Here is a 21,197-nt window from a genome sequence, read left to right as displayed (position 1 = left end):
AAGTCCACCCCTCCGAAATCGCCTACGACTACTGGACCACCGTCCGCACCCTCGAAGCGATCGGCCACCGCGAAGCCTTCGGCCTGAACTGGGACCCGTCCCACTTCATGTGGCAGGGCATCGACCCGGTCTCCTTCATCTGGGACTTCAAGGACCGGATCTACCACGTGGACTGCAAGGACACCAAGCTCCGCCCCACCGGCCGGAACACCGTCATGGGCTCCCACCTGCCCTGGGGCGACCCGCGCCGCGGCTGGGACTTCGTCTCCGCCGGACGCGGCGACGTGCCCTGGGAATCGTCCTTCCGAGCCCTCACCGCCATCGGCTACAACGGCCCGATCTCCGTCGAATGGGAAGACGCCGGCATGGACCGCCTCCACGGCGCCCCCGAAGCCCTCGCCGCCCTCAAAAAGTTCGACTTCCCCGCCTCCCAGACCAGCTTCGACGCCGCCTTCAACGCCAAGAACTAAGAACCAAACGCCCCCACGACCCAGCTCATATGCGGTGCGGCGGGGGCCCTCAGGAGGATTTCGTACCTGAAATTAGCTGCCCCCAGCGGGCGCCCCATCAGGCAACTGAAAGGAGCAGCCCATGTCGAACGAAACGTCAGAGATTACTATCAGCGTCGAGGACCGCGCTTCGAGAGACCGGCAATTGGAGCAGGCCATTTCACTGCTCCGCAGAGAAGCAACTGACTGCGGGATTCTCGTAACCAGGGTCGACTTTGCAACATTTACTGTCGCCATCAGCCCCGGTGTTGCTTTTGGCCTTACCCAGGAAGCGGATTTGCTGTGAGGAGCAGGAGGGTGTTTTGCCAAGACCCGACGAAACTATCCAAGCCGGATGTCGTGGATTTGCCGAAAGAATCTCACGCCAAACAGCAAGAAAGCCTCCCGTACCTAATCGAGGGACAACAACAGGAGGAGGTCGAGAAGCAGCCCCTGCTGACTTGGACAGGTCTCCGCCCTGAGGACGTCGTGTCATGTCAAGAGGCAAGGACTGGGCAATGGGTTGTTGGATCGGTGGAGTCAAAAACACGCGACGGACTCATTATTTGGATAAGGGACAACCTGAACGACAGGAGGGCTTTTCACTTCCACGACTGCAAGTCGTTGCAGCTACTGAGATAACTGGGGGCTTCGCCTCACTGCCGTCAGAGTGAACTACACCCAAACCTGACGAATCGGGGCAGCATCCCTTAGCCAGACGCTGTTGCGTGGGTCTGCAACTCTTTCTCCCTTGCTCAACCGGCTTGAGGGACACGGGTACCTCACACGTCAACGGGTCGAGGGAAATGAACGATCCCTGGCAGTGGCGCTGACTCCCGAGGGGGCCGCGCTGCGGGACAAAGCCGTTACCGTTCCCGGCGCCATCCTGGATACGTTGGGCCTCACCCGGCCCGAGGCCGAAGACCTGCAAGAGCGCATGATCCGACTGGCGCGCTCCGCCCGGATCCAACGCTGACGGCCCGGCGGGTCCCATTAAAGCCGCTTCAAGTCTCTTGCCGCAAGGCCTCTCTTCCGATCCCTGGGGCTAGGCGTCCAGGACCAGTTTCGGGCACTTGGAACGGCTGACACAGATGAATATGGTGTCGTTCCTGGCCCGTTCCTTTGCAGATAGGATGGTGTCCCGGTGCTCGACTTCGCCCTCTAGGACCTTGGTTTCGCAGGTCCCGCAAAACCCTTCCTCGCAGGAGGACATGAAGGAGGGGTTCACTTCGAGTACAACATCAAGGATGGACTTTTCCGGTGGAACGGTAAGCGTGCAGCCGGATTTCCGCAGCTCGATTTCAAAGGGTGCGTCTGCTGCTGGTTCCGTTGCGTCTCCGGTGCTCGCAGGCGGCGTTGCGGCGGCAAAGAGTTCCGCATGGAAGGCGTCTGCACCCAAGGTATCCAGCGTGATGCTTTTAAGGTCGGCAATGAGTCGTTCCGGTCCGCACGCGTAGACGGCGGTTCCAGCGGGAGCCTTCTTGATTTCGGCGAGTAGGTCGGCCCGGCCGCGCTCGTCTCTTGGGTAGAGCGCGAGGCAATCTCCCATGATTTCCTGGAGCTCGTCGACGAATGCCATGGTTTGGCGGCTGGATCCGCAGTAGATGAGCCGCGTGCTCTTGCCTGCGGCCATGAGTTGTTTTGCCATGGCCAGGATGGGTGTGATGCCGATGCCGCCTGCGACCAGGAGGTAGTGGGTTGCGCCACCCTCCATGCTGAAGTGATTGCGTGGTCCGCGCGCTGCCAGTTTTGTGCCGAGGCGTGTTTCGGAGTGAAGTTCCTCAGAGCCTCCGCGCCCATCCGGTTCGCGAAGGACGGCGAGACGATACTTCTGGAGATCGCCCGGGTCGGAGCAAAGGCTGTACTGCCGGACCAGGCCGGACGGGAGCACGACGTCCAGATGGGCGCCGGGCTGCCACTTGGGGAGGGCGCTGCCGTCGGGAAGGGCCAGTTCGAGGGACATGACGCTGGTGGATTCCTGGCGCAGGCCCCGCACAACGAGGTCGAACGTGTCATTGGGCATGGGGGGCTCCGGTAGTGGGGTATTGGAAGAGTTTGCCGGGAATGGCTTCCCTGGTTCCGCCTTTGAGGACCTCGATGAAGTCGCGGGCGAGGTCAGATTTTCTCACAGTGACGAGCATGTCGAGTTCACGGCGGAGCACGGTCATGGAGGTCGAACCGGGTTCGGAATCCCAGCCGCCGACGGCGACGAGAACGCCTGCGAGGAGTGTTCCTTGGTTCCGTCCCGCAGTGGCCATGGCAGCAACGAAGTCGTCGGGGGTCTCCTCGAGGCGCGATCCTAGAAACACCATCATGTCCGTGCTGGCCGCAAGGTCGCTGACGGTTTCCGTGGACAGTTCGGTCTCCGGTGCGCCGACCTCGCGGAGTAGTGCGCCGTCGGGATGGCTGGCGGGTGCCGCAACAAGGACTTCCCGCAGGCCCGCATCGGACATTGTCGAGACGAGTGCGGCGCCTGAGGGCCCCAATGGGACAAGAAGGATGCGGGCCTTGTAGTAGGCGCGCGACGTCAGGTGGGTCATGGGCTTCCTTTAGGTTTGGGTTTCGCTGATCAGGGCGAAGGTCGAACGACGATGTGAGGGCTACTGGGGCCTGTCCGGTCCAGAAGGGACCGGAAGAGTTCGTCGACCCCTTCCAGCCCGACGTCGATGCTGGGCACGTGTTCCAAGCCCGTGTCTCCGGCGGCAAGAAGTTCGATGCTCCTGGCAACGGCCTCCGGAGAACGGCCGCGTACGCCGACGACGCCCGACGCGCCCCGGACAAGGGTCTTCAGGTTCACCTCTGCAACGGGAGTATCTCCCAGGCCGGCGAGGATCAGGCGTCCCAGCTTTCGGAGGTGTTCTGTGGTTTGCAGGGCCGGTCCACCCAGACCGACCGTATCGACGATGACGTCGAATCCGTTCCGCTGTCCATGCCGGCCCAAGGCCGCGGAAGTTAACCCGAGGTCATCGTTGACGATGATGGATGCGCCCATGGCCTCGGCAATCTCCAGGCGGTCGCGGCTGGTGCGCGAGTTGCGTCCCAGCACGACGATCTCCTGGACGCCGACCGCCCTGGCGGCTGCCACCGCGGCGACACCGTGGTAGCCCGGTCCAATGATGGCTACGCGCGATCCGCTCGTGGCGCCGCCGATGTTGACGACCCAATCGACCGCGTTGGCGAAGGGTTGGGTCCAGGCGGCGAGGTTCGAGTCCAGGTCCCGGGGCAGTTTGTGGAGTACGGTCCGGGTCGACAGTTCCATGTATTCGGCATTGCCGCCATGGAGACCTGAACCTTCGTGGATTCCGAGCATCCCAACCCGGCGCTGGCCGCCCCATAGATCTGCATCCGGGCAGAAACGGTAGACCTCCGGCTTTGAGCAGGCATCACAGGTGGCCAGTCCGCAGGGGAGGTATTCCTCCAGTGCCACCCTGTCGCCGACCTCGACGTCCCACGACCACTGCATGACCGGGGTGAGGGAGACGATTTCGCCAATGACGTGGTGGCCCATCACTGTGGGATGGCCCAGGCCTTGCTGGTACAGGTCCAGGTCGGTCCCGCACAGCGCGGAGGATTCCACCTTGAGCCAGCCTGCGGCGCTCGTGGCCAGTCTCGGATCAATCGCTTGGACCGTGGTGGTCGAATCAGGCAACGAGACGGCGGCCCTGACAGCATCAGGAAGGGGCGCTGTCAGCGTCGCGGCCGGGTCCGGAGACGCAACCGTGGAACCGTGGTCTTTCATGCGGAACTCCTAGTTGGTTCGGTCTAGATGGAAACGAAGTCAGTTCCGGGGACCACCTGGATGGCCTGCTGGGCACCCTCATGGAACGGCACGTCCTTGGGGAGCAACACGGACGTCGAGCGCACACGCTGGTCTGCGGTGCTGATGCCCGGGAGGGCCTCGTCCTCCATGGAGTCCAGCGCTGCGAGCAGGCGGCGCCGTGCCAGAATGATGGCGGCGTCGGAGGTGCCCAGCCGCTCCTTGGTGCGGTCTGCGATGTCGCCCATGCTTTCCTGCAGGGAGAAATCCTGCGCGGCGATGCCCTCGATCCCGGAGAAGGTTTTGTTCTGCTTCTGGGCCTCGCGGTCCATGAGGTAGTCGTTGTCCTTGTTGGCGAGCGTCCGATAGGTTCCCGGAATGTATTTGGCGTGGATGCCGTCGCCGTTGCGCATCTGTTCCAGCTCGTCCTCGCGCAGGTCGCGCGTCGGGTGGTAGTTCCAGGACCAGGCCCAACACGTGGTGTCATCGATCGGGACCCAGGCGTGCCCGCCCATGGGGTTGTGGGTGCCGAACGGCGGAATGATCGTATAGAAGGGCATGATCCACTGGGTGATGCGCCAGTAGAACTCTTCCTCGTTTGCGTTGCGCCGGGCACCGATCAACAAGCCGCCGTCGCTTTCGGCGACCTCGAACTTCGGACGGGTGTCAGCCTTGATGTACTCATTGCCGGCCGTTCCGGAGTGCATGGGGTCATCGTCGAGGTTGAAGCGGTGGGCGAAGGAAACGTGGCTGGAGTCGATGCCACCCTCCATGGCCTGGAGGTAGTTGGTTTCCTGGAGGCGCTTGGAAATGAAGCGCTGCCCGTCGCCGAGGAGGGCCCATTCGAGTTCCGGAAGGTCCGGCATCTGCTCCCCGGGACCCATGTATGCCCAGAGCACGCCTCCCCGTTCCACGAGGGGATATGACTTCTGCTTGATCCGGCATTTGAACTTGGAGGCTTCCGGCTCGGACGGCATGTCCGCCAGGTTGCCCTCCACGTCGTACTTCCACCCGTGGTAGGCACACCGGAGGCCGTTTTCCTCATTGCGTCCGAAGTACAGGGAAGCGGTCCGGTGTGCGCAGAACTCGTCCAACAGGCCCAGCCGGCCGGAAGTGTCTCGGAAGGCTATGAGCTTCTCACCCAGGAGTTGGACGCGCACCGGGGGGCAGTCCGCCTCGGGGAGTTCCTCGGCGAGGAGAGCAGGGAACCAATACCGCCTGAACAGGCGCCCCATGGGCGTTTCCGGGCCGGTCTGGGTCAGCAAGACGTTTTGATCTGAAGTGAGCACTGTGGGCCTTCCGATGTAAGTCGAAATCTTTGATATATCCGATTTGCGCGCACTTGCGCGTTATTCGGTCAATGAAGTGTTGCATGGGTCTCTTTGGTCCGTCAAGCAATGCGCAGCGGCGGCACTTCCATTGGCCGGACGGGCGATGGTCTAGATTCGAGAGTGTGAATGCATCAATGCCGGTCGCCGCAGAGCTCGCGGCCACAGACCCGGACTATGTGGACTCTCTGGAACGGGGCCTGTCGGTCCTCAGGGCATTCAGTGCGCGGGAAGAACCGCTTTCCGTCGCAGACGTGGCGTCGCTTGTCGGTATCACCCGCACCGCGGCACGCAGGTTCGCCCTGACGTTGGAGTACCTGGGCTACGCAAGCCAGTCGGCGGAGGGGTACACGCTGACCCCCGGGGTACTCGCGATCGGTGACGCATACCTTCGCAGCAATCCGCTGCCGGACGCCGCCCACCCCCATCTGGACGAGCTCGTCCGCGCGGTGGGGGAAACGGCTTCCCTGACCGTGCTCCACAAGCGTCGCGTCTACTACGCCGCCCGGGTGGCCGCCGACAGGATCGTCACCGCAAACATCACCGTCGGCACCAGCGTCGCCGCACACAGTACGGCCACCGGCCGTGTTCTGCTGGGCGATCTCGCTCCGGACGAACTCGAGGACTACCTTTCGTCCATGGAACCCAGCCCTGGTTTCGAGCCCGGCTACGTGCGGGAGCGGATCGAGGAAGCCCGCGGGCGTGGGTGGACGGTGGCCGATCAGGAGTTGACGCCGGGAATCCGGTCAGTGGCCGTTCCCCTGTATGACCCGGAGGGTCGGATCATCGCCGCCCTGAACATTGCCGCGCACGCCACGCGCGTGGACACCCGGGTACTCGAGAACGACTTCGTTCCCCTGCTCCAGTCCGCCGCGGAACGAACCGCGGCCGCCCTCTGGCCGGCTTCCGGGACAGCTCCGGCCAGGTCCGTGATGGCACCTTCCACCGCCACTCGCCCCAAGGTGCGTCCATCGGATGTAATCCAATCGGTAGAACGAGGATTGTGCATCCTCACCGCCTTCGATGAAGGCCACCCGGCCATGAATCTGGCGCAAATATCCGAGCGGTGCCGGCTCCCGCGCTCGGCGGCGCGTCGCTTCGTCCTGACCCTGGCCTCACTTGGCTACCTTGAACAGCAAGGGCGCAGCTACGCCCCAACTCCCCTGGTCCTGGAGCTGGGGTACTCCCTGCTGTCCCGGCTTTCGCTAGCAGACGTGGCCAAACCCCGCCTCGAAGCCTTGGCGCGAAAGCTCGGGGCCTCGGTTTCCATCGGCGTTCTGGACGGCATGGACCTGCGCTACGTAGCCAGGGCCAGTGCACCGAGTCCCTTGATAGTGAACATTCGCCCGGGCACCCGGGTTCCAGCAGAGCGCACGGCCATGGGCCAGGTTCTCCTGTCCCTTCTGCCCGCCGCCGGCCTCAAAGACGCCAAGCGTTCCGCGGGCAGGGACAGGGCCGGCAATGGCCTGGCAGACCTCGAGGTCACACTGGCGGCAGTTCGAGAGCAGGGCTGGAGCTACGTTGACCAATTGCTCGAGGCCGGAATACGCGCTGTTGCGGTCCCCCTTCGGAACCGCAGAGGCGAGGTTGTAGCGGCCATGAGCGCCTCAGTCCACGAAGCCACTACCGCTGACCGGGACATGACCGAGAATTTCCTGCCGGCCTTACGGGACGCCGCCGACGAGTTCATGATGGATTTGAGGGATGGTCTGAACATCTGAAGCGTCCGTCTTACGCGCAAAATGACACTATGCGGACAAAAAAGGTTGATATCCGGTGCGCAGGATGGTTATATTCATCACACGCAAATTCTTGTTTTCGCGATGTCCCGCGGCAACGACGCCCCTTCAGAATGGGATACACATGACTGCCCTTGACCCTGCCCGCGTCTCCACCGATCTCGATCCATCCAGGCGCCCTTACCGCTGGCTGGTCCTAGTCCTTTGCTGGCTGGCCTTCACCATGACTTCCGTTGACCGTTCGACGTGGGGTCCGGCGTCGATCTTCATTGGAGACGATCTCGGCGTGCCCCTGGCAAGCCTCGGGCTTTTTGCCACCTTTTACTACATTGGCTACGTCGTCTCGAACGCGGGCACCGGATTCCTCACCGACAGGGTTGGCGGACGCCTACTCATTGCGGTTTCCCTCATAGGTGCCGGAGCGTCCATGATGCTCTTCGGGTCCACCACATCCGCCTGGACCGGTATGGCCATCCAGGCGATCATCGGCCTCTTCGCCGGAGCCGAATATGCCGCCGGCATCAAATTGATATCCAGCTGGTTCCATCCCGAGGAACTCGGCAAGGCAATGGGGATCTACACCTCGGCAACGTCGCTGGGCGTCGTGGTGGCGAACACCGCCGTGCCCTACCTCATCGAGCACTACTCCTGGCATGCCTCCTACCTGCTTTTCGGAGGCGTTTCCATCGTGGCCGGCATCGCCTGCTACCTCGTGCTGAGGCCCGGCCCGGTCGTAGCCAAGAGGGCCAACCGCGCGGAGGGCCGGTCCGTCCTTATCGAACTCGGACGCAACAAGAACCTTCTTCTCCTGGCGTTGGCAGGATTCGGCGGCTTCTGGGGGACCTATGGATTCATCACCTGGTCCAACGCCCTCATGATCAAGGGGCACGGCATCGACCCGACGATCGCCGGCGGCATCGTGGCTATATACGCAGCCCTCGGCGTCCTGGGGAAACCCCTTATCGGCTGGATCGCCGACAAGTTCAACGGCGCCCGCAGGGTTCCCGCGATGGTCGTCCTCGGCTGCTTCGCCGTCATGCTCGTCGTCTTCGGCATGCTGGACAACGCCGTAGCCTTCTTCATCGCCGCCCCGCTGCTCGGACTCGGGGCATACTGCTACCTCCCGCTCATTGTGGCCCTCGTACCCCGCCTCGTGAGCAGCCGGGTGCTCGGCGGTGCTGCCGGAATAACAAACGCCATGTGGCAAATCGGAAGCGTCCTGGTCCCTCTGGCGGTGGGCGCCGTCTTCGCCGCAACCGACAATTCCTTCATGGCGGCTCTGATCACGCTCGCCGCCGGCCCCTTCCTCGGCATGATCATCATGTACTTCGTCAACGAACGCCCCGACGACGTTGAAATCGCCGTGACAAATCAGGGAAATGCCTAGCTTCCTGTAGCACCCGCCGGCCCATCCCTCGTCCTCCCGGACAGGGGTGGGCCGGCGGCTTTGCCGGACGACGGGCCCACCTGGGTTAAGGCACAGTAGGCAAAAGCTGCGCCTAGAAACTAGCATGCGTGGCACTGTGGTCGCTCCTGCTCCCCGATTGAGCTCCCGGCATATAAGGCTGACGCACACCACAACCTGACGTCAGGCAGGTAGGCGCAGGCCTGTCAGGACAAGGTCCGATTCGGATTTCCTGACAGCCGGCTCAAGGGACTCTCAGATCCCAGCCTGACAGAAGTGTCTCGTAAGACTCGCCGAGGGCAGCGAGAACGAGTGCCGGCTAGAAGACATAGTTACGAGACGCTTCCCCAGCCCCGGTGATAGGGCCGCCTGTCTCAACCCGAGAGTCTCCCAACCCTCGGGTTGGGAGACCCTTGACTGCAAAGAGGGGGTCGCCAGCCCGCACATCCATCTTCCAGGCAAACCATACTTGTAGTACAAGTTATAAACTTGTACTCTAAGTAGAAGGGCAACGCAGCCCGCCACCCCGCCGAGGAGCCCCCCATGAGCACCGTAGACCTCATCCGCCACGTCAAACTTTCCACCGCGAGGCTTCCCCTTGCCGTGCCGATCAGCGACGCCAAGGTCTTCACCGGCCGCCAGAAGCCCATGACGGAGGTGGCCTTCCTCTTCGCTGAAATCACCACCGAGCAGGGCCACAGCGGCATCGGCTTCAGCTACTCCAAGCGCGCAGGCGGACCCGCCCAGTACGCGCATGCCAAGGAGGTGGCCGAGGGCATCATCGGCGAGGACCCCAACGACATCGGCAAGATCTACACCAAGCTGCTCTGGGCCGGCGCCTCCGTGGGCCGCTCGGGCGTGGCCACCCAGGCGCTGGCCGCCATCGACATCGCCCTCTACGACCTCAAGGCCAAGCGCGCCGGCCTGCCTCTGGCGAAGCTCCTGGGTTCCTACCGCGACTCGGTCCAGACCTACAACACCTCGGGCGGCTTCCTCAACGCCTCCCTCGACGAGGTCAAGGTTCGCGCCACCCAGTCCATCGACGAAGGCATCGGCGGCATCAAGATCAAGGTGGGCCTTCCGGACAGCAAAGAGGACCTGCGCCGCGTCGCCGGAATCCGCGAACACATCGGTTGGGACGTCCCGCTCATGGTGGACGCCAACCAGCAGTGGGACCGCGCCACCGCACTTCGGCTGGGCCGGCAACTGGAGGAATTCAACCTCGTCTGGATCGAAGAGCCGCTGGACGCCTACGACTTCGAAGGCCACGCCCACCTCGCCAACGTCCTGGACACCCCCATCGCCACCGGTGAAATGCTGGCCTCCGTGGCCGAGCACAAGGGCCTGATCAACGCCAACGGCTGCGACATCATCCAGCCCGACGCTCCCCGCGTCGGCGGCATCACCCAGTTCCTCCGCCTCGCCGCACTGGCGGACGAGCGCGGCCTGGGCCTTGCCCCGCACTTCGCCATGGAGATCCACCTCCACCTCGCCGCCGCCTACCCGCGCGAACCGTGGGTTGAGCACTTCGACTGGCTGGACCCGCTGTTCAACGAGCGACTCGAAACAAAGAACGGCCGCATGCTGGTTCCGGACCGCCCCGGTCTCGGCGTGACACTCAGCGACCAGGCCCGCGCCTGGACAACCGAGTCCGTGGAGTTCGGCGCGTAACCTTGAACGCATGAGCCGGAACCTGACCGCGGACCTCGCCGCCGATCTTCGCACCCGCATCGTTGACGGCGTCATCCAGCCCGGAGACAAGCTCCCCAGCGAAAACACGCTGATTGGCGAGTTCGGCGTGAGCCGCACGGTGGTCCGGGCGGCCCTGACCCGGCTCCAGGCTGAAGGACTCGTGGAAACCGAACGCGGGCGGGGCAGCTTTGCGCTGACCCCGCCCCCGCACGGCGATCCGCATTCCCCCGGCGGGCGGCCGGTGGCGAGCCTTGAGGACCGGCTCCACCTGCTCGAGTTCCGCATTGGCGTCGAGGCGGAGGCCGCGGCCCTGGCTGCCCGAAACCGGACGGACCGGCAACTGAAGGCAGTCCTGAACGCCCTGGAGGAGTTCACTGCCAGCGGCGACCACCCGGCGCATGCCATGAAGTCCGACTACGAATTCCACAAAGCCATCGCTGCGGCGACGGGAAACCCCTTTTATTCGGACTGCCTCGCGTCCCTGGGCCAGACCATGATCGCCATGCCGCGCACCCGGCTGATGACCGGCGTCGAACACTACGCCCGCGACCACTTTGAACAGGTGGTCCACGAGCACGAATCCATCTATGCGGCCATCGCGGAAGGTGACGTGCCGTCGTCGTCGGCTGCCATGCGCAGCCACCTGGCAAACTCGAGACGCCGGCTTAGGGACGGACGCCAGTAGCCCTGGCCAGCTGCCGCTGCCGGGCGAAACCGGCCGCGTGTCCGGCCGGGAAGCGCGCCCCGCTCAGGCGTGAAGGTCGGCCAGCCGGTCAGAACGTGTCGATCAGCTTCAGGAGCCGCAGGACTGCGGGGTTGGCTGTCTCTTCGTTCCATGCCAGCTCCAGATCCACGCGGTTCAGCTCCTGGATGCCGTGCCGTCCGTCAATCTCGTGGAATTCCACTCCGGCGGGCGCGAACGCCATGGCCGAGGCGGGGACAAGCGTCACCCCCAGACCGGCCTGGACGAAGGCCAGAAGGGCCGGAACCTGGCTTGCGTACTGCGTGACGTTGGCGTGGGCGCCGGCGCTGGCGAACAGCCGGAGCACCAGGTCGTGGAAGTACCGGGCCTCTTTGGTGGAGTACATCAGCAGCGGCAGCCTGTCCAGGGACCCCAGCGGCAGCGGCTGACCCGCCGGCACCGCCATATTGCCCAGCAGCGAACTCCCCTCGGGCAGCGCCACCACCAGCCGGTCCTGCATGAGCGGCCGGGACACCACCCCGGGCCGGGCCACGATGGGCCGCAGCAGGCCGATGTCCACGCTGCCCTTCACCAGCCCGTCCATCTGGTCCGTGGAGACCAGTTCCCGGAGCACAAAGGACACGCCCGGCATCCCCTCCGCGGCCCGGCGCAGCATCAGCGGCAGTGCACTCTGGCCGGCGATGGCCGTGTACCCCACGGTGATGGCACCTGCTTCGCCTGAGGAAACCCGGCGGACATCCAGGTCCGTCTTGATGCACATGTCCAGGATCTGCCGCGCCCTCGGCAGCAGGGTGGCGCCCGCGGCGGTCAGCTCCACTTTCCTGCTGGTGCGGCCGAAAAGCTGGGTTCCAAGCTTCTTTTCGAGCATCTGGATCTGGCGGCTCAGCGGCGGCTGGGTCATGTTCAGCCGCTCAGCCGCGGCACCGAAGTGGAGCTCTTCAGCGACGGCCACAAACGCCTCTAACTGGGGTAGGGAAAACATTCATACCTTTACTGAATTGTTGAGTGCTCAAATTAGCTTGGACTTGGATCGATGACTCCCCTTATGGTCGGTGAACGGAGCAGGTAAATCAACCCCCGAGCCAATCAAGGAGCACAGCGCTGTGGACCAGGCATACGATCCCGCCCAGTACGTCAACCAGGCCAGGGTCACCGGCGTCTCCATCACGCCCGTGGCCTTCAAGGACCCGCCGCTGCTGAACACAGTGGGCGTTCACGAGCCGTTCGCGCTGCGGGCCATCGTGGAGGTCCAAACGGACGCCGGCGTATCGGGCTTCGGTGAAACCTACGGCGATGCCGGCCACATTGCCCGGCTCCGGCTCGCCGCGGCAGCCGTGCCCGGCACGGACGTTTTCAACATCAACCTGCTGCGCAGCCGGATCGCCCAGGCACTCCGGCAGGACACCATCCAGGGCGGCCACGGCATGAGCGGCATGGTCACCGGTTCAAGCACAGCTGACCGCGTGCTCTCCGCGTTCGACGTCGCCGCCCTGGATATCCAGGGCAAACTCCTCGGCCGGCCGGTCAGCGACCTCCTGGGCGGCGCCGTCCGTGACTCCGTGCAGTTCAGCGGGTACCTGTTCTACAAATGGGCGGGCCACCCCGGCCAGGCTGACGACGCCTGGGGTGCGGCCCTGGACCCCGCCGGGATTGTGCGGCAGGCCCGGACCATAGTGGACCGCTACGGCTTCAGCGCGCTCAAACTCAAAGCCGGCGTGTTCCCGCCGGAAGAAGAGATTGCGGCTATCCACGCCCTCCGCGCCGAGTTCCCCGACCTCCCCCTCCGCATCGATCCCAACGGCGCCTGGACAGTGGAGACCTCCATCCGGGTGGGCAAGGAACTGCACGGCGTACTGGAGTACCTTGAGGACCCCACACCAGGCATCGAAGGCATGGCGGCCGTCCGCCGCGAGGTCGGCATGCCCCTGGCCACGAACATGTGCGTGGTCAGCTTCGCGGATGTGGCCCCTGCCGTGGCGGCCGGCGCCGTGGACGTCATCCTCTCGGACCACCACTTCTGGGGCGGCCTCCGCCGGACCCAGTTCCTGGCCGGCATCACCGAGACATTCGGCCTTGGCCTGTCCATGCACTCCAATTCCCACCTTGGCATCAGCCTCGCCGCCATGGTCCATTTGGCGGCGGCAACCCCCAACCTCGACTACGCCTGCGACACGCACTGGCCCTGGAAGGACCCGTCGGAGGACGTCATCGCGGGCGGTGTGTTCACGTTCAAGGACGGCGCCGTCCAGGTCCCCACCGGCCCGGGCCTCGGCGTCGAGGTGGACCGCGACGCCCTGGAACGCCTGCACCGCCAGTACCTGGACTGCGGGATCAGGAGCCGGGACGACACCGGCTACATGCAGCGGCTCCACCCCTCCTACGAGCTCCAGGGCCCCCGGTGGTAAGCACCGCGGACCAGGCTCCGGATGGTCCTAAATCACTGAAGATCGTGGTCACCGACCCCATTATCAGCCGCTTCGAGGACCAGTTAAAGGTCGACGGCGGCACTCACCAGTGGGACATGGCGGCGGCTTGGACTCCGGGCCGCCGGCTGGACGCCCTGGCGGGCGCCGACGTCGTGGTTTGCTCCTCCCTGGGCCCCGCGGAAGCGGAAGCTGCCGGCCGCGTGCGCCTGGTCCATGTGACGGGTGCAGGCTACGACAAGATTTCCTTCCCGCACCTGCTGCCGTCAGCCCTGGTGGCCAACACCTTCCATCACGCACGGCCCATCGCCGAGCACGTCCTGATGGTCACCCTGATGCTGTCGCGCAATGTCGCTGCCGCCGACCGGGACATCCGCCAGGGGCAGTGGCGGACCATCGCAACGCACCGCGACGTGCCGTTCCATCCCGTCCTCGCCGACCTGACACTGGGCCTGGTGGGCCTGGGGTCCATCGGAGCCGAAGTCGCCCGCGTGGCCGGAGCGCTGGGCATGAAGGTCCGCGCTGTGCGGCGCAATCCGGCAGCCGCCCTGCCGCCGGGGGTCCGCCTCGACTGGGTGGGCGGAAACCACGAACTCCACGGGCTCCTGGCGGCGTCCGACGTCGTGGTGGTGACCGTGCCGCTGGATTCCGGCACGGAGGGGATGATCGGGGCGGCGGAACTGTCCGCCATGAAACCCTCAGCGTTCCTTATTAACGTGGCACGCGGGCCGGTGGTGGATCAGGCGGCACTGTACGCGGCCCTGAAGGAGCGGCGGATCGCCGGAGCCGGCCTCGACGTCTGGTGGGGATCACCCGCGGACGGCGTGATTCCGCCCGCTGAACTGCCCTTCGCGTCCCTGCAGAACACCGTGCTGACCCCGCACCATTCCGGCCATGCACGCACCACGTTTGAACGCAGGGCGGCCGATATTGCCGCCAACATCGGGCTGCTCGCACGGGGCGGGAAACTCGCAAACCTGGTGCCGCGGCCCGTCCCGGCTGCTGGTCCCGTCCCGTCTATGTAGCCGCCAGGACCAGCTGCACGATCAGCAGGGCGCTTCCCAGCGCCGACGCACCCAGGGCCAGGGCCTTCAGGCGTGCGGCGTTGAGGAAGCGGTTCACGAACCGGGATGCCGCGTAGCCGCAGACGGCCGCCGGGACCATCCACAGCGCCAGCAAAAGCATCTCCGAGGTGACAGCTCCGGTCATCCACAGCATCAGCATCGAAATCGACGATCCCACCATAAAAAAGGCACTCATCGTGCCGCGCAACCGGGGGCCGTCGTGTCCCTGCCACACCAGGGCCATGGGCGGTCCCCCAATGGAGGTGGCGGTGCCCATGATGCCGGAGGCTGCGCCGGCCGCGATCAGGTTGGCGCGGACGGGCCGGGGAGCCCAGCCGCGGCCCGCCAGCGCCAGGCCGCTCAGCACCACGGCCACCACCACCCATGCCAGGCCCTCGCGGGACAGTGCCGTCACCAGCCACGCCCCCAGGAAGCTCCCGGGAATCCGTCCTACCAGGGCCCAGCCCGTGCCACGGAGGTCCAGGCTTTGCCGCTCCCGCACAGTGACCATGACGGTGACCAGCAGGGCCAGGAGGATGAGCGTGGCGGGAAGCAGCGCCGGATCCACCATCGCGATCACCGGCGCTGCCAGCATGCCCATGCCGAAGCCGCTGGACGCCTGCAGGCATGCGGCCAGGAAGACCACCCCGGCGATGAGGGCATATTCGGCACCGGTCACTCGGGACCACTCACTGGACGGGCACAGCAGCTGCAGGTGCAGCGGCGCCGGTCAGTCCTTTGATGGAGTCGAGCGGGAAATGGCATTCTGCAACATGCTTCGTACCGTCAGGGGCGGCCAGGACCTGCGGTTCCGGTGATACTTCGGCGCAGATGTCCTGGGCTTTCCAGCAGCGCGTCCGGAAGCGGCAGCCCGACGGCGGATCCAGCGGAGAGGGCAGCTCACCCTGGAGGACAATCCTGTCCCGCCTGGTTCCGCTGACGTCCAGCTTCGGGGACGCCGACATCAGGGCCGCCGTGTAGGGGTGGCGGGGATGGTCAAAGACTTCCTCGGTGGCCCCGGTCTCGATGATCCGTCCGAGGTACATCACGGCCACCCGGTCCGCCACATGGCGGACCACGGTCAGGTCGTGGGAGATGAAGATGTAGGAAACGCCGAGTTCCTGCTGGAGCTCATTGAGCAGGTTCAGGACCTGCGCCTGGACGGAGAGGTCCAGTGCCGAGACCGGCTCGTCGAGGATGATGACGTCCGGGTTCAGCGCCAGGGCCCGGGCAATGCCGATGCGCTGGCGCTGCCCGCCGGAAAATTCCTGCGGCGACTTCCTGGCGTCTGAGGGACGCAGCCCCACCATGTGCAGCAGCTCACTCACCCGCGCCTGGCGCTCCCGGGACGTCGGGTAGAGGCCGCGGTGGGTGGCCCACGGCTCGGCGATGATGTCGCCGGCGTTCATCCGGGCGTTCAGGGAGGCGAACGGGTCCTGGAAGACCATCTGCACGCGCCGCCGCCAGCTCAGCAGTTCCTTCCCGCGAAGCCCGAAGGGGTTGGTTCCCTCGAAGGTCACGGTTCCTTCATCCGGTGTTTCCAGCATCATCAGGGTCCGCGCCAAGGTGGACTTGCCGCAGCCGGACTCGCCCACCAGCCCCAGGGTCTCGCCCCTGCCGACAGTCAGGCTGATCCCGTCCAGGGCCTTGAGCCTTGTGTTCCCGCTGGCGCTCCTGGCCACGTGGAAGGTCTTGGTGACTCCGTCGATTGTCAGAAGCGGCTCAGACATTGTTGATCTCCTCGCTGAAGTGGCAGGCGGCCGTGCGGGCAGGCCGCGGTTCCGTGCCGGAAGGGATGGCTGCCGGGCGGAGCACGGGCCGCTCGGCCCGGCAGATGTCCTGCACCAGCGGGCAGCGGGACTGGTAGACGCAGCCGGCGGGAATGTCGTGGAGCTCCGGCGGGCTGCCGGCGATGGACTTGAGCTTGGCGCCGCGCTCCAGGTGGACGGGGACGGACTCCAGCAGTCCCTTTGTATACGGATGGCGCGGATCGGCGAAAACTTCGGAGACGGGTCCGCTTTCCACCACGTTCCCGGCGTACATCACGGCCACGGAGTCGGCCTCCTCGGCCACCACCGCAAGGTCGTGAGTAATGAGGATGACGGCCATCTGGCCCTCCTCACGGAGCTTCCGCAGCAGCTGCATGATCTGTGCCTGGACCGTGACGTCCAGTGCGGTGGTGGGTTCATCGGCGATCAGCAGGCGCGGGTTGAGGGCCACGGCCATGGCGATGAGGATGCGCTGGCGCATGCCGCCGGAGAACTGGTGCGGGTAGGAATTTACCCTGGATTCCGGCTCGGGGATGCCGACGCGTTTCATCAGGTCAATCGCTTCAGCCCGCGCCTGCTTGGCGTTCAGCCCGCGGTGGATGCGGAAGGCCTCGCCGAGTTGCGTCCCCACCGTGTAGACGGGGTTCAGGGCAGTCAGCGCGTCCTGGAAAACGATGCCCAGCTCGGGCCCGGCAAACTTGAGCCGTTCCTTGGCGCTGAGCGCGGCGAGGTCGGTGCCTTTGAGGACAATCTCGCCGTCGGCGAGGTCGCAGACGGGGTCCATGATCCCGGCGAGGGCCTTCGCTGTCATGGACTTTCCGCACCCTGATTCGCCGAGCAGCGCCAGGGTTTCCCCGGCACGGGCTTCGAATGCCACGCTGTTGACGGCGCGCACGGTGCCGCGGTGCGTGCGGATGTCCACGGCAAGGTCTCGGACCTGCAGGACGACGTCGTGCGCTTTGGCCTGGCCGGTGGCAGCGCCGGCAGCTTCGCCGGCGCGCTGGATAGGGGCTTGTTGGGCAGCTGTTTTCACGGCTGTGCCTCCTTGGCTGGGATACGGGCGATCAGCCGCTTGCGGGGTAGTGCCAGGCGCCAGCGCTGGGCCGGATCGGTGGCGATCCGCAGCCAGGCGGCGAGGACGTTGGCGGCGATGGTGGTGACCACGATGGCGACGCCCGGGAAGATCGAGAGCCACCAGGCGGTCTGCAGGTACTGCCTGCCCTGGGAGACCATCAGGCCCCAGCTGACGTCCGGCGGCTGGATGCCGATGCCCAGGAAGCTCAGCGAGGACTCGGCGAGCATGACATAGCAGAACTCGAGGGTGGCCAGCGTCAGGAGCGTCGGCAGCACCACGGGAATGACGTGCCGGGCGATGATGGCATTGGGCTTGGCACCGAATGTGCGCGCCGCATCCACGAACGTCCGGCTCTGCAGCTCCGCCGATTCGGCGCGGGCGGTGCGCAGGTAGATCGGGATGCGGGTGAGGGCCAGGATCAGCACGATGTTCGCTGCGCTGGGGCTGAAGACATAAAGCACGACGACGGCGAGCAGCAGGGAGGGGAAGCTCATGATCACGTCGGCGATGCGCATGGAAACGTTCTCCCGCCAGCCCCGGTGATAGCCGGCCCACACGCCCCACAGGGAGCCGACCACCAGGGCCACGGCCACCGCAGGCAAGGCGACGGACAGGGTGGTCCGGCTCGCCACGACCAGCCGGGCCAGCATGCTGCGGCCCAGGGAATCGCTGCCCAGGAAGTATTCCCAGCCGTGCGCCAGCGTGAAGGGTGCCTTGTTGGCGAACAGCAGGTTCTGTTTGGTGGCCAGATCACCCATCAGCGCAGGTCCGACGAGCGCGGTCAGGCCGATGAAGACCAGGATCAGCGCAGAGACGGTGGCAAAGCGGTCCTTGAGCAGGAGACGGAAGAGGCTCAGCTTTCCATCCTGTTTTCCGTCCTTCTTTTCATTCTGGGGTTCGAGGGCCGCCGGCAGCGTCTCCGGTGCCGTGCCCTCAGTCAGTGAACTCTTCATGGCTACTCCTAGGCCTTGACCGTGACGGGACGGACGCGCGCGTCCAGCAGCGCGTAGCCCATGTCGATAAGGATGTTCAGGGCAAAGATCGCGACGGCGGTGAGCAGGACGGCGGCCTGCAGGACAGCGAAGTCCCGTTGCAGGATCGAATCGATCATGAGCTTTCCAATGCCCGGCCAGCCGAAGATGGTCTCCACCACCACCGCGCCGTTCACGAGGCCCACGGTCAGGTCGCCGGCCACCGTCAGTGCGGGCGCGGCAGCGTTGCGCAGTGCGTGGTGCGTGACCACCCGGAGTTCGCCCGCACCGCGGCTGCGGGCCAGTTTGATGTAAGGCTCCGAGAGGGCTGAGACCATGGAGCCGCGGACAATCTGGACCAGCACGCCGAACGGCCGCAGGAGCAACGTGGCGATGGGCAATACCCAGGCGCCGGCCCCCGACACACCAGATGTCGGGAGCCAGCCCAGGGTGATGGCGAAGACCCAGATGCCCACGATTGCCAGCCAGAAGTCCGGAATCGAGGCGGCAGCCATGGAGACGAAACTTGAGATGCGGTCCGCGATGCCGTTGGGCTTCAGTGCAGCCCAGCACCCGACCACCAGCGCCAGCAGCACGGCCAGCACCATGGTGGTGGCGGCCAGCTGCAGGGTGGCCGGGAAAGCCCGCAGTGCCATGGCCGCGGCATCCTGCCCCGTGCGCAGTGACTGCCCGAAATCGAGCCGGAGCACGCCGCCAAAGTAGTCGGCCATCTGCACCAGCAGCGGCTGGTCCAGTCCGTTGCGTGCGGTGAAATCGTCGCGCATCTGCTGTGTGGCATTCAGCGGCAGGTACAGGCTGGCGGGGTTTCCCGTCATCCTGGCCAGCGCGAACACACCAACAATCACCACCACCAGCGGCAAGGCGCTGGAGACAATCCGCTTTCTCAAGTAGATCAGCATGGCTGTCCTTATCTCCGGGTCCGGGCTAGTTTGCCGGGGTCATTTCCGAAACACGCAGCTCGTCGCCACTGGACGAATTGGGCGTGTACTTCACGGACTTCGCCTTGCCGATGATGCCGGTCTGGTGCGAGATGTGGGCGAACTGGACCACTTTGTCGTTCTGGTACGCGAAGATGTCCTCAAAGGCCTTCTTCCGCTCGTCGCCGGAGGCCGCATCCGCCTTCTTGATCATGGCGTCGAACTCGGGGGTGCCGAAGTAACTCTGGGCTCCGGTGGACAGCATGTATTGGTCCACGGTGAAGGCTGCATCGCCGGCCTGGTTGCCGTGCTGGGTCATCAGGGCCACCGCGCCTTCATCATCGGGGAACGGACGGACCTGGTAGGTCAGGTGCTGGCTGGTTTCGAGCATTTTGAGCTTGACGTTCAGGCCGGCCTGGCTCAGCTGCTCCTGGAGGACCTGGCCGAGTTCGGTGATCTTGGGGAACTGCGCGCTCCGGACTACCAGCGAGATCTGAGCGGACGTATCAACACCGTCGGCCTTGGCATCGGCAACGAGGGACTTCGCCTTGTCCAGGTCAAACGGCCAGGCCTTCAGCGCTGAGTTGTGCCCCACGATGCCTTCGGGAACCAGCTGTGCGGCCACTTGGTGCTTGCCCTGATAGAGCGAGTTGACGATTCCCTCCTTGTCGAGGGCGTAGTTGACTGCCTGGCGGACACGGATGTCGTTGAGCGGCGCCTCATTGGCATCGAGCCGCAGGGCCACGGTCTCGTTGTTGGGGTAGTCCACCCCAAGGTCTCCGATGTTGTCGTCCGGGCTCAGCCCCATGGCAACATCCGCCTCGCCGCTGGTGATCATGGCAGCGCGCACCGAACTCTCGGAGCGCCACTGGTACTCGGCCTTGGCATAGGCGGGCTTGTCTCCCCAGTACCCGTCCCAGCTGGAGAGGGTGATCTTCTGGCCGGCGTCCCACTTCTCGATCTTGTAGGGACCCGTGCCGATCGGCTCACGGACCTTCTCCGTGGCGCTGGTGGACGTAGGAACCACCTCGAGGAATGAAAGGCGCAGCGGCAGGATGGGATCAGGTTCGGGAGTGGTGACGGTCAGGGTGGTGGCATCCACGGCCTTCACGGCGAGGTCGGCGTCCCCGAAAACGTAGCCTTCCACGTTGCAGCCGAGCTTGGAGTTGACCGCCCTTTCGATGGTGAAGGCGGCGGCTTCGGCATTGAACGGCGTGCCGTCCTGGAAGGTCACACCTTCGCGCAACTTGAGGGTCCACTCGGTATCCGTGGTGGCCTTCCATTCAGTGGCGAGCTTGGGCTCCAGTTCGCCACTCGTGGGATTGCGTTCAATCAGGGGTTCGGTGACGTTCGAACGCACCACGACACCGGTGGACGTCAGGTTCGACTCACAGGCTTCCAGCGTGGGCGGCTCCTGGCCGAGCACCACGCGCACCGTCGTCGAGGAGGCGGCGCCGGCGTCGGAATTGGCCACTGAACAGCCGCTCAGACCGAGCACCGCGACGGATGCCAGGGCCGGCCATTTGAGCAAGGCGGCGGGAAATGGGGGCTTTGAAGAAGACGTCATTGGATTCCTCCGAATTGGGTGTTTGCGGCAGGGGGTGCTCTTGCACCAGTGGAACCGGGCAACAAGATCAGGTCGTTCGGGCCGCGCTGGACTCAAGCTAGTTGAGGTCCACAGGCTCCACAAGGTTTCTGCCGGCCGCCGGAGCCGCGCGGCGGGGCCGCTTCCGGGCACCGGCGCCCTGTGACGGGCACCACTTATCCCGGAAATCCGCGTGGTTCCGCCGGAGTACCTCAATCGATTCACTTCGGGCATCGAACCATGCCATTTACATGTTGGAC

At 65.1% G+C, this 21,197-nt stretch carries 20 protein-coding genes; 9 read left to right on the top strand and 11 right to left on the bottom strand.

Annotated elements, in window-relative coordinates:
• From BS38_RS0119805 to BS38_RS27225, 3 genes are all read left to right on the top strand, one after another.
• Positions 1-470: sugar phosphate isomerase/epimerase family protein (locus tag BS38_RS0119805; protein WP_028272370.1), on the top strand; the 470-nt coding region annotated here is incomplete at its 5' end.
• Between the two features lie 121 nt (positions 471-591).
• Positions 592-795: a hypothetical protein gene (locus BS38_RS0119800; protein WP_028272369.1), complete on the top strand. Its 204-nt coding sequence runs from the start codon at positions 592-594 to the stop codon at positions 793-795.
• Positions 796-1,239: 444 nt separating this feature from the next.
• The gene (locus BS38_RS27225; RefSeq protein ID WP_231511348.1) at positions 1,240-1,464 is read left to right on the top strand and encodes a hypothetical protein; all 225 of its coding nucleotides are present in this window, start codon (positions 1,240-1,242) and stop codon (positions 1,462-1,464) included.
• 69 nt (positions 1,465-1,533) lie between these two features.
• Here BS38_RS27225 and BS38_RS0119785 read toward each other — a convergent pair whose 3' ends face one another.
• Genes BS38_RS0119785 through BS38_RS0119770 form a run of 4 tightly spaced genes read right to left on the bottom strand, consistent with a single transcriptional unit; the run spans position 1,534 to position 5,510 of the window.
• Positions 1,534-2,511 (bottom strand): PDR/VanB family oxidoreductase, encoded by a 978-nt coding sequence (locus BS38_RS0119785; protein WP_028272367.1) that lies wholly within the window; start codon positions 2,509-2,511, stop codon positions 1,534-1,536.
• A complete protein-coding gene (locus tag BS38_RS25745; RefSeq protein WP_051629041.1) occupies positions 2,501-3,028 on the bottom strand; it encodes a hypothetical protein in 528 nt (175 codons plus the stop codon). The genes BS38_RS0119785 and BS38_RS25745 overlap by 11 nt, the downstream gene beginning before the upstream one ends.
• Positions 3,029-3,057: 29 nt before the next feature.
• The gene (locus BS38_RS25740) at positions 3,058-4,227 is read right to left on the bottom strand and encodes an MDR/zinc-dependent alcohol dehydrogenase-like family protein (RefSeq protein ID WP_051629040.1); all 1,170 of its coding nucleotides are present in this window, start codon (positions 4,225-4,227) and stop codon (positions 3,058-3,060) included.
• A gap of 23 nt (positions 4,228-4,250) precedes the next feature.
• Positions 4,251-5,510, bottom strand: a complete 1,260-nt coding sequence (locus BS38_RS0119770) for a Rieske 2Fe-2S domain-containing protein (protein WP_197025000.1) — start codon at positions 5,508-5,510, stop codon at positions 4,251-4,253.
• A gap of 200 nt (positions 5,511-5,710) precedes the next feature.
• Between BS38_RS0119770 and BS38_RS0119765 the strand changes: the two genes are divergently transcribed.
• The 4 genes from BS38_RS0119765 to BS38_RS0119750 all read left to right on the top strand — a co-directional run bounded on the left by BS38_RS0119765 (position 5,711) and on the right by BS38_RS0119750 (position 11,094).
• A complete protein-coding gene (locus BS38_RS0119765) occupies positions 5,711-7,294 on the top strand; it encodes an IclR family transcriptional regulator domain-containing protein (protein ID WP_028272365.1) in 1,584 nt (527 codons plus the stop codon).
• A 142-nt stretch (positions 7,295-7,436) separates the two neighbouring features.
• The gene (locus BS38_RS0119760) at positions 7,437-8,699 is read left to right on the top strand and encodes an MFS transporter (RefSeq protein ID WP_197024998.1); all 1,263 of its coding nucleotides are present in this window, start codon (positions 7,437-7,439) and stop codon (positions 8,697-8,699) included.
• 561 nt (positions 8,700-9,260) lie between these two features.
• The gene (locus tag BS38_RS0119755) at positions 9,261-10,388 is read left to right on the top strand and encodes an L-talarate/galactarate dehydratase (protein WP_028272363.1); all 1,128 of its coding nucleotides are present in this window, start codon (positions 9,261-9,263) and stop codon (positions 10,386-10,388) included.
• 10 nt (positions 10,389-10,398) lie between these two features.
• Positions 10,399-11,094, top strand: coding sequence for a FadR/GntR family transcriptional regulator (locus BS38_RS0119750; protein ID WP_028272362.1), 696 nt, complete (start codon positions 10,399-10,401; stop codon positions 11,092-11,094).
• 88 nt (positions 11,095-11,182) lie between these two features.
• Here the strand turns inward: BS38_RS0119750 and BS38_RS0119745 are convergent, their stop codons facing one another.
• The gene (locus BS38_RS0119745) at positions 11,183-12,094 is read right to left on the bottom strand and encodes a LysR family transcriptional regulator (protein ID WP_028272361.1); all 912 of its coding nucleotides are present in this window, start codon (positions 12,092-12,094) and stop codon (positions 11,183-11,185) included.
• Between the two features lie 121 nt (positions 12,095-12,215).
• Between BS38_RS0119745 and BS38_RS0119740 the strand changes: the two genes are divergently transcribed.
• Positions 12,216-13,517, top strand: coding sequence for a glucarate dehydratase family protein (locus BS38_RS0119740; protein WP_028272360.1), 1,302 nt, complete (start codon positions 12,216-12,218; stop codon positions 13,515-13,517).
• Positions 13,511-14,560: a 2-hydroxyacid dehydrogenase gene (locus BS38_RS25735; protein ID WP_081818982.1), complete on the top strand. Its 1,050-nt coding sequence runs from the start codon at positions 13,511-13,513 to the stop codon at positions 14,558-14,560. Before BS38_RS0119740 ends, BS38_RS25735 begins: the two co-directional genes overlap by 7 nt.
• On the opposite strand, the gene BS38_RS0119730 is transcribed toward BS38_RS25735, so the two are convergent.
• The 6 genes from BS38_RS0119730 to BS38_RS0119705 are packed head-to-tail and all read right to left on the bottom strand — an operon-like array spanning position 14,553 to position 20,919.
• Positions 14,553-15,278: a sulfite exporter TauE/SafE family protein gene (locus tag BS38_RS0119730; protein WP_028272359.1), complete on the bottom strand. Its 726-nt coding sequence runs from the start codon at positions 15,276-15,278 to the stop codon at positions 14,553-14,555. The two genes, BS38_RS25735 and BS38_RS0119730, sit on opposite strands and share 8 nt — an antisense overlap.
• Before the next feature lie 10 nt (positions 15,279-15,288).
• A complete protein-coding gene (locus BS38_RS0119725; RefSeq protein ID WP_028272358.1) occupies positions 15,289-16,329 on the bottom strand; it encodes an ABC transporter ATP-binding protein in 1,041 nt (346 codons plus the stop codon).
• Positions 16,322-17,401 (bottom strand): ABC transporter ATP-binding protein, encoded by a 1,080-nt coding sequence (locus tag BS38_RS0119720; protein WP_028272357.1) that lies wholly within the window; start codon positions 17,399-17,401, stop codon positions 16,322-16,324. Before BS38_RS0119720 ends, BS38_RS0119725 begins: the two co-directional genes overlap by 8 nt.
• The gene (locus BS38_RS0119715) at positions 17,398-18,396 is read right to left on the bottom strand and encodes an ABC transporter permease (protein WP_028272356.1); all 999 of its coding nucleotides are present in this window, start codon (positions 18,394-18,396) and stop codon (positions 17,398-17,400) included. The genes BS38_RS0119720 and BS38_RS0119715 overlap by 4 nt, the downstream gene beginning before the upstream one ends.
• Positions 18,397-18,404: 8 nt before the next feature.
• A complete protein-coding gene (locus BS38_RS0119710; protein ID WP_028272355.1) occupies positions 18,405-19,334 on the bottom strand; it encodes an ABC transporter permease in 930 nt (309 codons plus the stop codon).
• A 25-nt stretch (positions 19,335-19,359) separates the two neighbouring features.
• Entirely contained in the window at positions 19,360-20,919 is a 1,560-nt protein-coding gene (locus tag BS38_RS0119705) for an ABC transporter substrate-binding protein (protein WP_028272354.1), read from the bottom strand.
• Positions 20,920-21,197: the final 278 nt, after the last annotated feature.

It is taken from the genome of Arthrobacter sp. UNC362MFTsu5.1, assembly GCF_000685965.1.
Taxonomy (GTDB): domain Bacteria; phylum Actinomycetota; class Actinomycetes; order Actinomycetales; family Micrococcaceae; genus Arthrobacter.
Note: the sequence above shows the minus strand (reverse complement) of the source record. Positions and strands in the feature narration are given on the sequence as shown.